Consider the following 13,933-nt stretch of genomic DNA (forward strand, 5'->3'; position numbering starts at 1 on the left):
ACAAGGCTCGATTCCGAACAAAAGGTCTGCACCTGTGGAGACATCAAAACGACATCATAATCTCAATAAATTTGGCGACAACGAACAGAGCTTTAATAAAAGATACCGCATTGACCATTCACGCTAATAATTTTAAATATTATAACATTAAAACAAAATAACAATCAATATTCATGATATTTTTTAATAAAAAAAATACACCTAAATTTGGAATTTGTTGAATATTTTGTTCTATATGAATATAATATTATTGTTCATATATTATATTATAACAAAAATCAATTTTTATTTATTTCTAACATTTTCATGAATCTCCCACTTGGGATACCGCCTTGCCTCGCGGCCATGCAAGATCTGCCATATATTGGAAAGCGAACCTTAACTCTTTCAAGTTGTATATCGACGATCATCAGCGGACAATAATCCATATTTACGGATATAAATGTGCCTGTTTGACGCCTGTCGACGCAGTGTTCTTTCCGACGGCTTATATTCACTCAACCCAAGGTAATTTAAAAATACGACAGAAAATAGGGGCGCCTCTCCAATCTGCCGCCACCGCCCCATATCAGTTCAAGGCCGAGACTGCATTGTGCCGAACTTCGAGATTTCCCTTAAAATCAAACTCTACTTAAAACTACATTAGATTTTCTTTAACCTGACATCGCATATACTCATAGTTGAGAAGGATTAATTCGTGTGCGCTGTTGAGTCGGCAGGTGGCTTTGCGACCTGTGGGACAGCCTACGCACTTTCAATGTGCTGTTTGAGATTGGGAAAGCCATCAGGCTTGCAACAGGCCGCCGTCGTCCAGTTTTGAGGGATCAAGCTGGCGGATTGGACGAGCCGGAAGCGCCATTTCACCACGATGAAACGGTCTGCCTCAACTTTATTGCATGTAGGTTCAAATTTCTTTCACCCGTTCATGGGGAGATTTTCCTCCCCGGGTGTCTCACTGGAGAAAACCGTGAAAAACTTCAGCCTTCGTAGCCTTCTTTATTTAATTGCATTTGCGCCACTGGCTGCTTTCCTTTTCCTGAGCATTTCCTCAGTGTGGACTAGCTATAACCGATATGTGAACCTGGAAAAGCAGCTGGTCGTGCAGCGACTGGCCAATGCCGGGGCCGCCATTGCAGTCGTTCTGCCTTCCGAGGGCGTCGCGCCACCTGATAAGCTGGCGCAGAAACGCAAGGAAACAGATGATGCTTTGGTTGCGTTGAAACAGGCATATGATGACTGGAAGACGCTTGGCAAAGTCGATCCTGCCATTGATGCCGCCGTTAGCTTTGTTATGGAACGGAAGGATCGTATCAACGGATTTCGGGCGAAGCTTGACAATAACGCACCCAACCTCTCGGAAGAGGTGGCAGTCCTTCAGCCAATCGTTGGAAACAGCATTTCCCTGATTGCGCGGTCCAGCGCGACCATCGGCGACCTTGATCTCGCTCGCTTCATTGATGGCTACCATGCCCTGATGCAGGTGAACGACGGCAGCCTGATCGAGGGTGTCGTAGCAAGGAGCTATCTCGGTGAGGAAGGCATCGGCGGACCGTTGGTCAATCTTCTGTCTCATGCCCGCGAATTGAAACAGATCTATGGCGTCACGATGCGGGCGTTTCTTCCAGCCGATATTATTGCTTCGTTCGAAGCTTTTCAAAAAAGCGATCAGGGTAAAATGCTGGACGCCCTCGCCAAAGATATGGCGGTGAACGCACCTAAAGGCCCGACGACTATTTCGATGGCTCAGTTCGGCGAAGCTGCCAATGCAGCCACTCGCACACGCTTCGAGATGATTGCAAAAACCGGGATAGCATTGAATGCCGCCGCGCAAGCCCGCAAGGACGCACTTTACTCCGATTTCATTGAGGGCAGCGTCATTGCTTTGCTCGTCACGGTTCTGGTTATCATTCTCTGTATCGTCGTCATGCGCACCGTGTCCGGAATTATCCGGGTGATAGAACTGCGCATGGGAGAACTGGCTGAGGGCAAAACTGAAGCCCCCATTCCCTTCTCCACCCGTCAAGATCAGTTCGGCAGCATTGCACGCAGTGTTGAAGTGTTCCGCCAGGGCGCCATTCGAACGCGCCAACTGGAAGCCGAAGCCGAAGAAACCCGCAAGCGCAATGAAGCCGAGCGCGAGGAGGTGCAGCGACGCGCCGAAGCGGAAGCGGAAGATCGCCTCAACAGGGCCACGGGCTCGCTGGCAGCCGGTCTGCGCCAATTGGCAAGCGGTGACATGAATTGCGAAATCCGCGAGCAGTTTGCGCCACAGTTTGAGGCTCTTCGCCAGGACTTTAACGTGTCCGTCAACCAGCTGCGTGATGTTCTGGTGGCTGTGGGTCAGTCGGCAAGTGCCGTGAAGGCCGGTAGCGGTGAAATTTCCCATGCCGCCGACAATCTGGCGCGCCGGACCGAACAACAGGCCGCGTCGCTCGAAGAAACAGCTGCAGCGCTGGAAGAAATCACCACCAACGTGAAGTCAACATCGACACGCACCAACGAAGCGCGCGACCTTGTTCGCGAGGCGCGTGGTAATGCCGGACATTCCAGCGAGGTGGTGGGCAACGCGGTTTCGGCCATGGAGCGGATTGAACAGGCGTCCGGTCAGATTGGCCAGATCATCGGCGTGATCGACGAAATCGCCTTCCAGACCAATCTTCTGGCGCTGAATGCCGGTGTTGAAGCCGCCCGCGCTGGCGAGGCAGGCAAAGGATTTGCTGTCGTGGCACAGGAAGTTCGCGAACTTGCCCAACGCTCGGCGCATGCCGCCCGCGAAATCAAGGCCTTGATCAGCAACTCCAACAGTGCCGTCACAGAAGGCGTCAAGCTGGTGGGAGATACGGGCCAGGGCCTCAATGCGATTGCCGAAGTGGTACAATCCATCAATCAGCACATGGATGCCATTTCCGCTGCGGCACAGGATCAGTCATCGGGACTGACGCAGGTCAGCACCGCTGTCAACCACATGGATCAGGCAACCCAGCAGGGTGCCGCGATGGTGGAGGAGATGAACGCTGCCAGTGCTGGCCTTGCCCAGGAAGCCACGAAACTTGCCGATCTTCTCAGCCAGTTCAAAACCGAGGCCACCGGCGCACATACGGGCCGCGGCAGCAACAGATCCAGCATGTATGCTGCGGCTTGAATGACACGATTTTCTTCCCCACAGGCTTTGCTGCTTTTAGAGCGCGGCCTGTGGGGGAGAGAAGCATTCAACCGTCAGATTTTCGGCTTGGGCACATAGAGTGGCGTGGAGAGCGATAGCCACACCGCATTGGCCTTCGGTGCGTTCTCCGCTAGCACCGAGAACTGGTAGCTGAGAGAAACCGTGGAGTGGCCAAGATCATACATCACGGTCGGGCCAAGATTTAAGCCCCTGAAACGCCTGTTCGCGATGGTAGTCGAGCCGATCTTGTCGTCCTCGATCTGAACGAGAAAACCACCATAGCCACCAATTTTCAGTTTATCCGTAACGGCATAGGTGAGCTTGAAGTCCGTGGCGAACAGATCGCCGGAAAGATAATCCGTATCTTCGTTGCGATTGTTGCGGTGATAACCAGCCATGACACCGAAATCCAGGCCGGTTGGATCAAAGTAGTTGTAGTGCACGGAGACATCGGCGGTAGAGTACCCATTCTGGACATTAATCTGCCGTGACGTTTTGTAGCTCGACGTATGCGCAGCATAGCCAATGGCGCCGCCAATATTATGAAAGTGCCCGAACGTGTAGTTCGCGATTTGAACAGCCCCCAGATTGCCGAAGCCATCGACCTCGCCGGATACCGGAATGTTGTCAAAGTCGGTGTTATTGTAAGCATAAGGGATCACTACCTGGGTTGCGAAACGCCAGCCATCCAGATCAACCGGCCACACACCCATAATTCTCGACACGCTCACCGCCGCCTTCTGGTCGAGATCAAACAGCGGGTCTCTGTTTCCATCTGGACCATTGTACTCGCTGGCCGTCAGATAGCCGGTCTTGTTCAGCAGAAATATGCCGGGAACAGGTGGCAACGCGCCAAAATAAGTGCCCGGGGCGCCAGGCCCCCAGTTCATTGCCCCCGGCTCTGCTGCCATGCTGGAGGAAGCCATGCCGCTCACACCGGCAACACAGGCGCCAGCCAGAATGTGCACAAGCGAAATCGAGCGCCGCTGCGATCTGTCACGACCGCCGATGGCGCCAGATTTCAATCGGTCAGGCTCATACTCTCGTACTCCCAATGCAAGTATAGGTACCATAATCATAATACACCCCTGCGTGTTATAAGTTTCAGATATACGCGCAACGATGCGACCGAAACCTGAACAGGAATCGGGCCACACGTGCTTTGTTTTTCATAAAAATTGTGCGCCGCAATAGACGAAAAGCCGCTAATGACGGCTTATGCTGATGACGGTGATTTTACGTTTCTGCCATTATCATTTTCTCCCCTATGATCCCCAATGGCCGAATCGATTACCATTGGTTGCATTCCCCAGAGTAGAAATATGAGGATAAGCTTGCTTGAGGCTAACTAATATTTTTGAAGCTAACTCGCCCTATGGTTTTAGGAAGGGAGGCGGCCTGTCCAACATTTGTTGACTTTTCATCACCACATTCTGGCGAGGTGAAAACGGATTGGCACAATCAGAAGCCACAGATGACATGCGCGCAAAACGGGCTGCGTGGATAGAAGACAGGGAGGTGAAAAAGGGGTCGAGACGCTGGCGATTTCAGCCGGCCTCTGACGCCGGAGCGTATGATCGTTCGCGACGAAGCGCCCAACCAAGATTAAGAAAACTCTATCGGCTGATAGTAAGTGCTAGAAACTCAGCGCACCACAATGTGCCGGCTTGCCGTAAACATCTGGATATATTGTGGAAAAATGGTACGGTTGGGGGGAATTGAACCTCCGACCTCAGGTGCCACAAACCTGCGCTCTAACCAACTGAGCTACAACCGCACATCACGAACGCCGTGTTGGCGTCACGGGGGCTCACATACGGGGAGTTTTTCCGTTTTGCAAGTCCTTCGGTGATTTTTACGAAAAAAGGGTCATAAAACAAGCATGTTTCGAATAGGCGTCGGCAAGAGCTGCAAAAAGCCTATGGAAGAAAGGCCGCAAACACCGATTGTCGATTGCATTTGGGCCGCTGCCGACACACATTGGATGTGATGTACAGTTCTGATCCTAAAAGTCTGGCGCATTAACTGTAATTGGCAATTCCCCTTACAGATGATGGACCAAAAGACCCTGTCAAGTTATTTAAGATTCTGTTAACATCGGGCCGATGCAGGCCGTATACCCCTCATGATGAGGTTTTGCGGTTGCGTGAGGTCAGGTCGTGCCAGAATAGGTATCCACATGCCCGCCGTACAATATCCATTTATTGACATTGCCGTCCATGAGCGCGTTCGTGACCATTTCGGTCGCGGCGAAGCCATGGCCCTTTTCTCAATGGATTTGCAGACGGCGCTCTGGGCCAATGGCCGGGGTGCGGCCTTGTTCGGCACGCCCATGATCTATGATTTCCTAGAGCGCGGGCCAAGGCAGCAGGATGTAACATTCCGGCAATTTGCCGCAACGGCGGCGCGCCTTGCAAAAACCGGAGACAGCGGGCAGTTCAATATCCGCATTCATTCCGGTTTCAAAAGCGTTTCGGTTATGGCGACCGCCCAGATCATCGAACCGGAACCCGGCCAGCCTGCAATCCTCTTTACCGCGCCGATCGACGCCGTCGTCCCTTCGCTTCAGGAGCGGGCACGCCGGATGATTGAGGGTTTCGATGACCCTGACATTCACTTGGCGGTGCTGGATGCCGACAGCAAGGTCCTTGCGGCTTCGCAAGGCTTTTCTGCGCTAGGCATTACGCCCGTAACGACACGTACGCTTGTGGCCATGGCATCTGGCCAACCCGGCAAGCTGGTCAAGAGACCGGTGCCTGCGGGCAAGGGTTATCTCCCTGCCGCCGCGGGGCAACTGTCACAAGAGCCGCAGCTCAACCTTCTGTTCGTCGTTGAAACCGTCATCGGCACGCTTGATCCTTCCGCCGAGTTTACCCAGACAAGAGTAGAGGCAGCGACCCAACCGCATGTAGAGCTTCCCGGTACCGTCTCAAAGGAAGAGGTTGCTGAGGCTGTCTTTGCCGATCCGGCTGACTCAGTTGACGGCCTTGCGACTGAAATGACCGATCTGGAGCCAGCGCTAGAGCCGCAAGTGCTTGACGAGGCTGACACAACGACCTCGGGAACGGTCATCGCTGAAGCTGAGGCTGACGTCGATGTCATGCCTTCCGAAGAGGAAATCACAGCTGTAGAAGCCGTCCAGACTGAAGCGACTGTCTTGGACGAGGGCAAGGCTGAAACAGAGACAGCCGACGTTGAGCCGGAACCGATTGCCGTTGCCGATACAGTCGAGCTGGAAGATGCCGCGACATCGCCTGTCGAGGATGAGGCAGGATTCACATTCGATCCGAGTCGGCGCGCATCCCGCTTCGTCTGGAAGATTGATGCCGCCGGGCGGTTCAGCTCCGTATCGCATGAATTCGCGGATGCTGTGGGGCCGAAGGCTGCCAATGTCGAAGGCATGAGCTTTGCCGATCTGGCCGCCCTGTTCAACCTTGACCCGGATGGCAAGATTACCGAGCTTTTAAACCGACGCGACACGTGGTCCGGCAAGACGATCTATTGGCCTGTCGAAGGCACATCATTGATGGTTCCCATCGATCTTGCAGCCCTGCCAACCTATACGCGGTCGCGTGAGTTTGATGGCTTCCGGGGTTTCGGCATTGTCCGCATCACAGACGCGGTAGAAGATCCGAACGCCGTTGGCCTAGCGCTTGCGGGTGAAGAGCAGCCAGCAGATGACGAACTGGCCGAAACCGTCACGGATGATGTGGCCGTTATGCCGGTTTCGCCAGCAGACGCTGAGGATGACGCGGCAGAAGACGCGCCCGCTCCCTTGCAGGCTGTGAACGAGAATATTGCCGAGGACGAACGCCCGCAGGCGCAGCGTGATTTCAATCCGCCAGAAACTGAAGTCCCTGTTCTTGAGATCACCGAGACGCCGAACCGCCGGTCTTCTGACAAGGTCGTTCAGTTTGAAAATCACCGCGCCAAAAACCGCGAGGGCTTGAGCGCGAGCGAGCAGGCTGCCTTCCAGGAAATCGGCCGCGCCCTCACGCCGGTTGCTGCCGACGAGACGAAGACGGAACACGATGAAGCGGTTTCGCCCGAGCCTATCGATGATGCGGCATCGGATGACGAACCCGTCAATACAGACGAAGCATTGCAGCAGGAGCTGTTCACAGCAAACAGTGAACAGTCTGCCGACGTGTCCTCTGATGATGACGACGATTTCGCCGCCTACACGCGTGGTGATGAAAACGTTACCTTCATCGCTCCACAGAGCGTAGCCCGCCCCTCTGAAGCGGATGCGCCCGTTGAGACCCACAATGCGCCGCGCACGATCGCTACGCTGAATGCTGACACAATCGACCAGATGCCGGTCGCGCTTCTGGTTCACAGCGGTGACCGGCTGATCCATGCCAATCCGGAATTTCTGCGCCTGACAGGCTACGGCTCCATCGAGGAACTGGCCGAGGTTGGCGGTCTTGATGCGCTGTTGCAGCGTGATGATCTCGACGCCGTGTCGCAGCGCTCGGGCGGCTTGGTGGCCGTCAGCGCAGAGAACGAACTCATTCCGGTCAAGGCACGCCTGCAATCCGTAAGCTGGGACGAAGCGGGCGCTTTGATGCTGTCTCTCATCCCGATGCAGGAGCCTGCGGCCAATCCCCTGCCCGCCAACGAGAATGACGTTCAACAACCTACAACCGATGCCACGGATGCCGAGGTTTCTGCGCTGAAAGGCCAGGTCGAGGAACTGCATTCGATTCTGGAAACGGCGACGGATGGTGTCGTTCTGCTGGACGAAGGCGGCACGATCAGGTCGCTGAACCGTTCTGCCAATGCCTTGTTCAACTACGACAATGATGAAATCTCCGGCAAACCCTTCGTGATGCTGTTTGCTCATGAGAGCCAGCGTGCGGTTCTTGATTATCTCTCGGGCCTTGCCAATAATGGCGTGGCAAGCGTGCTGAACGATGGCCGTGAAGTCATTGGCCGTGAGGCATCCGGCGGTTTCCTGCCGCTGTTCATGACCATCGGCAGGCTGAAATCATCCAACGGCTATTGCGCTGTCATCCGCGACATCACCCAGTGGAAACGCACGGAAGAAGATCTGCGTAACGCCAAGCGCGCCGCAGAGACTGCAAATGCGCACAAGACCGATTTCCTAGCCCGCGTCAGCCATGAGATCCGCACACCCCTGAATGCCATTATCGGCTTTGCCGAACTGATGGCAACGGAGCGTTTCGGCCCTGTCGGCCACCCGCGTTATGTGGAATATTCCAACGACATCGGTCGCTCCGGCAGGCATGTGCTCGATATCGTCAATGATCTGCTGGATATTTCCAAGATCGAGGCGGGCCAGATGGATGTCGATTTCAAGGCGGTCGCCCTGAACGACACGATCGCCGAAGCCGTGTCCATCGTGCAGCCACAAGCGAACAACCAGCGGGTCATCATTCGCACTGCGCTGTCGCAATCTGTGCCGCAGATCGTTGCCGATCTTCGCTCGATCAAGCAGATCATGCTCAACGTGCTGTCGAATGCCATCAAGTTCACGCCATCGGGCGGGCAGATCGTTGTCTCTACGGCCTATGAAGCCAATGGCAGCGTTGTTCTGCGCATTCGTGATACCGGCATCGGCATGACCCGCACGGAGCTGGAACATGCGATGAAACCATTCCGTCAGGTCTCAGCATCCAGCAACCGCGTTCGCGGCGATGGCACTGGCCTTGGCCTGCCGCTGACAAAGGCGATGGTGGATGCCAACCGTGCCAACTTCTCGATTACATCGGCTCCCAACGAGGGAACGCTGGTGGAAATCAGCTTTCCTTCGCAGCGCGTGCTTGCGAACTGAACCCTTCCAGGATTAGCAATGTCTGCGAGGCTCGTTCCTCCAGACATTTTTAGATCGACGCATCGGCTTTAGCCGATGTCGGAAGGAATAAAGGCATTGGCGTCATCACGGATGTTCTCTTCCCGCATATTCCGGCCAAGAGCGGGCGTCTCAGGGCTGTCCATAGCCACGCTGGTGCTGGCGGCAATGGTCTCCATGCCTTTGATTGCCATCTTTTCTATTGCGGCCACAGGCGGCACCGATGGCTGGCATCATTTGCTGGTCAATGTTCTGCCGCGTGTGGGTGTGCAAACGCTGGCGCTTCTCGTGATGACCGGGCTTACTTGCGCCGTCTTTGGCATCATCGCCGCATGGCTCGTCAGCAGCTTTGAGTTTCCGCTGCGCCGTCTGGTATCCTTTGCGCTGGTCCTGCCGCTTGCCATCCCGTCTTATCTGGCTGCCTATGCATTTGGCGAGTTCCTGGATTTCACAGGCCCTGTGCAGACGGCTCTGCGCTCTCTCTTGGGTTATCAATCCATCAAGGACTACTGGTTCCCGGATGTGCGATCGCTCGGTGGCGCGGTTCTGGTGCTGAGTTCGGTGCTTTACCCTTATGTGTACCTATCTGTGCGCGCCGCTTTTGGCCTGCAAGGCAGGCTGGCCACGGAGGCCGCCAGAACGCTCGGCGCAAGCCCTTTGCGAATATTCCTCACCGTGCAACTGCCCATGGCCAGACCCGCCATCATCATCGGTCTTGCACTTGTGATGATGGAGACGCTCAACGATATCGGAGCGGTCGAGTATCTGGGCGTTCGTACCCTGACATTCGCCATCTACGAAACCTGGCTCAATCGAGGAAATCTGGCTGGCGCAACACAGATCGCCTCGGTGCTCATCCTCATTGTCGTGGCGCTCATCATCACCGAAAGAAAGGCGCGCAGCAGCCAGCGGTTCACCGCCGCCAAATCCACGGCCATGAAGCAGCGCTTTGCCTTGAAGGCACTTCCGCCAGCAACCGGCTGGGCAGCGACGGCCTTCTGCCTGCTGCCCGTTCTCTGTGGTTTTGCAATCCCGGTTCTGGTGCTGGGGGGTTATGCCCTCAAGCGGCTTGGTGCGCTTGCCGATCCGAAACTCATCAAGGCGCTGGCACACAGTTTGGAAGTGTCGATTTGTGCCGCTGTCATCACCCTCGTCTTTGGCTTTCTTTTTGCCTATATCCAGCGCATCAACGCATCGCCCTTTGCGCGTGTTGCCAGTCGCGTAGGCTCACTGGGTTATGGCATCCCAGGAACGGTGCTCGCCATCGGGGTGTTGTTGCCGCTTTCAGCCTTTGACAATGCGCTCGATGGCCTCTTGCGGGCTCACCTCAACATTTCGACCGGACTTCTGCTTTCGGGAACGGCATTTGCCATCATTTACGCCCATAGTGTGCGGTTCGTGACGCTTTCGGAAGGCACGATCGATGCGGGCTTTCAAAAGCTCTCGCCGCATGTCGATATGGCCGCCAGAACGCTCGGGCGCACGCGCTCCCGCACGCTGGTGGATGTGCTGTTACCCAACATTCGCCCGGCCGCCGTGACCGCCGCCCTGTTGGTTTTCATCGAATCCCTGAAAGAACTGCCCGCCACCGTCATGCTGCGACCGTTCAACTTCAACACGCTCGCCACATTGGTCTATGAGAATGCGTCGCGCTCCAAAGTGCAGGATGCCTCCATCCCAGCTCTCATCATCATCGCCGCAGGACTTATTCCCGTACTCTTCGTTTCCCGGTCGCTCGACCACGGACCTGATGCACACTGACAGTGAAAAAAAAGGCAGCGAATGCTGCCTTTAAAAGTTTGTGCTAATAACGAGAGTAGGAATAAACAAACATCATGTCTTTGGGTCACCGACCCGGCCACCCTCTCATTGAGTGCACCCACGTTAAACACCATTTGAGACATTGCCCTTTAACAAAGTGTTAAAAGCGCACTACACCATTTAGGGACAACAAAATCCTAATCGGCTCATTTGCATTAAACCGCCACAAATAAGCCGATCAGCCTTTGGCCGCCGCGTGCTGATCCCGCATCCGCTGCAATTCCGAACGCTTGGTGGCAAGCGAGGCGCAGATGACGCCAACGGTGACGAAGGCGATCAGGATCGTGCAGATGGCATTGATCTCAGGCGTCACACCCAACCGCACCTGCGAATAGATCTTGATTGGCAGCGTTGTTGCGCCCGGCCCCGTGGTAAAGCTCGCGATGACCAGATCGTCCAGCGACAGTGAAAACGCCAGCATCCAGCCCGCAACGACACCCGGCAAGATCAACGGAAGGGTGATGCGGAAGAAGGTTTTGACGGGCGGGCAGCCAAGATCGAGCGCTGCCTCTTCCAGACTACGGTCGAAGGTCAGCAGACGCGATTGCACCACGATCGCCACATAGCACATGGTGAAGGTCGTGTGCGCGATGATGACGGTCCAGAAACCGCGATCTACCCCGATGGAGACGAACAGCAGCAGCAAGGACAGGCCGGTGATAACCTCCGGCATGACGAGCGGCGCGTAGATCATGCCGGAAAACAGCATCCGCCCCGGAAACCGCGTGAAGCGGGTGAGTGACAGAGCTGCCAGCGTTCCCAGGATCGTGCCGATGGTCGCGCTCAAAAGCGCCACGCGCAGCGTGATCCAAGCTGCATCCATCAGGCTCTCATTGCTCCACATGGACTGATACCAGTGTAGCGAGAACCCGCCCCAAACCGTGACGAGCTTGGAGGCATTGAAGGAATAGATCACCAGAATGAGGATCGGAATATAGAGGAACGCAAAGCAGAGCGTGAGGATGGTTGTGTCAAATTTACCGCGCTTCATGGCTCAGCTCACCTTCTTCTGCTGGTTCTGGAAGATGGCGATGGGCACGACAAGCACCAGCAGCAACAACACGGCAACGGCCGAGGCCAGCGGCCAATCTCTGTTGCCGAAGAACTCCGTCCACAATGTCTTGCCGATCATCAGCGTTTCCGCGCCGCCCAAGAGATCGGGGATGACGAATTCACCTGTTATGGGAATGAAGCAGATCATCGATCCGGCAATCACGCCGGGCAGAGACAGCGGGAATGTGATTTTCCAGAAGGCTTTCCATGGCGGGCAACCCAGATCGGCTGCGGCTTCTAGCAGGGTATTGTCCAGCTTTTCAAGGGCTGCATAGAGCGGCAGCACCATGAAAGGCAGGTAGGAATAGACGATGCCGATAAAGACCGATGTGTCTGTTCGGAAGATATTGACCTGCTCATCAGGGCCCAGAATGCCGATGGTCTGGAAGAGAACTGTGAGCAACCCCTCGGGCTTCAAAATCCCGATCCATGCGTAAACACGGATAAGGAATGATGTCCAAAACGGTAGGATCACCAGCATGACCAGCGTTGGCCTGATGGTCGTAGGCGCGCGCGCCATGGCCAGCGCCATGGGGTAGCCGATCAACAGCAGGAGAAATGTTGAAATCAGCGCGATCCGCAGCGACGACAGATAGGCTTCAACGTAAAGCGGGTCCTGCGTGAGGAACAGATAATTCTCGAAATCCAGCTGCGACAGGAAATCGCCAATGGCGCTGAAGCCATCAAACACCGGCACATAGGGCGGCATGGCGATGGCCGTATCGGACAGCGATATCTTGACGATGATCAGGAACGGCGCGGTGAAAAACAGCGCAAGCCAGATATAGGGAACGGCAACGATGAGCCAACGCAGAGGGCTCTGCCGATTTTCAGGAGACGAGATAGCCATATGACACCTCCTTTAGCGGGTGAGAACCAGACCGGAATCGGCTTTCCACTTCAACCAGACCATATCCCCGAAGGTGATGGGTCGATCCACGAGGCGTGACACATTGGCTTGCGCCGCCCGCATGATGCGGCCATCACCCAATTTGACGATGAAGATCGAGAAATCGCCGAGATAACCGATATCCCAGACTTCGCCGTGACCGACATTGACTGTCGTGTCCGCAGGCGGGTCGAGCGAGATGCCTACCTTTTCCGGGCGAATGGCAAAGGCAACCTTGCCGCCGACCGCAACGGCGCAGTCCTGTTCCACCACAACGGGCAGACCTTCGCAATCAAGACGGATATGGGCCGGCGCACCCTCACGCGGAGCGATATCCTTAACCTCGGCTTCGAAAATATTGATATCGCCAATGAAATCCGCGACGTAGCGACTATTGGGCGCTTCGTAGATTTCGGCGGGCGTCGCCACCTGCACGACGGTGCCCTTGTCCATCACGGCAATGCGGTCCGAGACAGTCATGGCCTCTTCCTGATCGTGCGTTACGATGAGAAAGGTCAGGCCCAGCGTCTGCTGCAAATCCATGATTTCGAACTGGGTTTCTTCGCGCAGCTTTCGATCCAGCGCACCCAATGGCTCATCCAGCAGAAGAACCTTCGGGCGCTTTGCCAGAGAGCGGGCAAGCGCCACGCGCTGGCGCTGGCCGCCGGAAAGCTGGCTCGGCTTGCGCTTGGCAAACTCGGTGAGCTTGACGAGGCGCAGCATTTCCTGGACACGGGTGTTGATCTCGGCCCGTGGCAGATTATCCTGTTCAAGCCCGAAGGCGATGTTCTTCTCAACCGACATATGCGGGAAAAGCGCGTAGGACTGGAACATCATATTGGTGGGACGCTTATAGGGCGGAACACCGGAAATATCCTTGCCCTGCAAAAGGATACGGCCCTCGGTCGGCTCTTCGAAACCGGCCAGCATGCGCATCAATGTCGTCTTGCCGCAGCCCGATGGCCCCAGCAGAGAGAAGAATTCGCGCTCGTAAATATCCAGCGTCAGATTATCGACGGCAACGAAATCGCCAAATCTCTTGGTCACATTCTCAAACCGAATGAACGGCACGGAGGCCGGGTCTGTCCATGGAGAGAATTTGCGCTTCACCGGACCAAGAGATTTAGCCATGTATTATCCCATCTGTTTTATAAGCCTGAACGAGAAAGGGGCAGGAATGCGCCCGCCCCTT

General features: G+C 55.3%; 7 protein-coding genes and 1 tRNA gene. 3 read left to right on the forward strand and 5 right to left on the reverse strand.

All coding sequences use genetic code 11. From position 1 onward, the window contains the following. Positions 1 to 967: 967 nt before the first annotated feature. Positions 968 to 3,142 carry a methyl-accepting chemotaxis protein gene (locus IFT53_RS02495; RefSeq protein WP_052496905.1) on the forward strand — a complete coding sequence of 725 codons (2,175 nt, stop codon included), beginning with the start codon at positions 968 to 970 and terminating at the stop codon, positions 3,140 to 3,142. 74 nt (positions 3,143 to 3,216) lie between these two features. On the opposite strand, the gene IFT53_RS02500 is transcribed toward IFT53_RS02495, so the two are convergent. Continuing rightward, complete coding sequence (locus IFT53_RS02500; protein ID WP_192063452.1) at positions 3,217 to 4,242, reverse strand: SphA family protein; 1,026 nt, start codon at positions 4,240 to 4,242, stop codon at positions 3,217 to 3,219. A gap of 621 nt (positions 4,243 to 4,863) precedes the next feature. Next, a tRNA-His gene (locus tag IFT53_RS02505) sits at positions 4,864 to 4,940 on the reverse strand. Between the two features lie 402 nt (positions 4,941 to 5,342). Between IFT53_RS02505 and IFT53_RS02510 the strand changes: the two genes are divergently transcribed. Together IFT53_RS02510 and IFT53_RS02515 are read left to right on the forward strand one after the other, a co-directional pair. Beyond that, the gene (locus IFT53_RS02510; protein WP_192063451.1) at positions 5,343 to 8,960 is read left to right on the forward strand and encodes an ATP-binding protein; all 3,618 of its coding nucleotides are present in this window, start codon (positions 5,343 to 5,345) and stop codon (positions 8,958 to 8,960) included. A gap of 111 nt (positions 8,961 to 9,071) precedes the next feature. Continuing rightward, positions 9,072 to 10,739 carry an ABC transporter permease gene (locus IFT53_RS02515; protein WP_244656200.1) on the forward strand — a complete coding sequence of 556 codons (1,668 nt, stop codon included), beginning with the start codon at positions 9,072 to 9,074 and terminating at the stop codon, positions 10,737 to 10,739. Positions 10,740 to 10,977: 238 nt separating this feature from the next. Here IFT53_RS02515 and IFT53_RS02520 read toward each other — a convergent pair whose 3' ends face one another. The 3 genes from IFT53_RS02520 to IFT53_RS02530 are packed head-to-tail and all read right to left on the reverse strand — an operon-like array spanning position 10,978 to position 13,872. After that, the gene (locus IFT53_RS02520) at positions 10,978 to 11,790 is read right to left on the reverse strand and encodes an ABC transporter permease (protein WP_042619078.1); all 813 of its coding nucleotides are present in this window, start codon (positions 11,788 to 11,790) and stop codon (positions 10,978 to 10,980) included. A gap of 3 nt (positions 11,791 to 11,793) precedes the next feature. Further along, positions 11,794 to 12,702: an ABC transporter permease subunit gene (locus IFT53_RS02525; protein WP_192063450.1), complete on the reverse strand. Its 909-nt coding sequence runs from the start codon at positions 12,700 to 12,702 to the stop codon at positions 11,794 to 11,796. 12 nt (positions 12,703 to 12,714) lie between these two features. Further along, complete coding sequence (locus tag IFT53_RS02530) at positions 12,715 to 13,872, reverse strand: ABC transporter ATP-binding protein (protein ID WP_192063449.1); 1,158 nt, start codon at positions 13,870 to 13,872, stop codon at positions 12,715 to 12,717. Positions 13,873 to 13,933 lie beyond the last annotated feature (61 nt).

The sequence above is a fragment of the Rhizobium sp. CFBP 13644 genome, from assembly GCF_014842165.1.
Classification (GTDB): Bacteria; Pseudomonadota; Alphaproteobacteria; order Rhizobiales; family Rhizobiaceae; genus Agrobacterium; species Agrobacterium tumefaciens_C.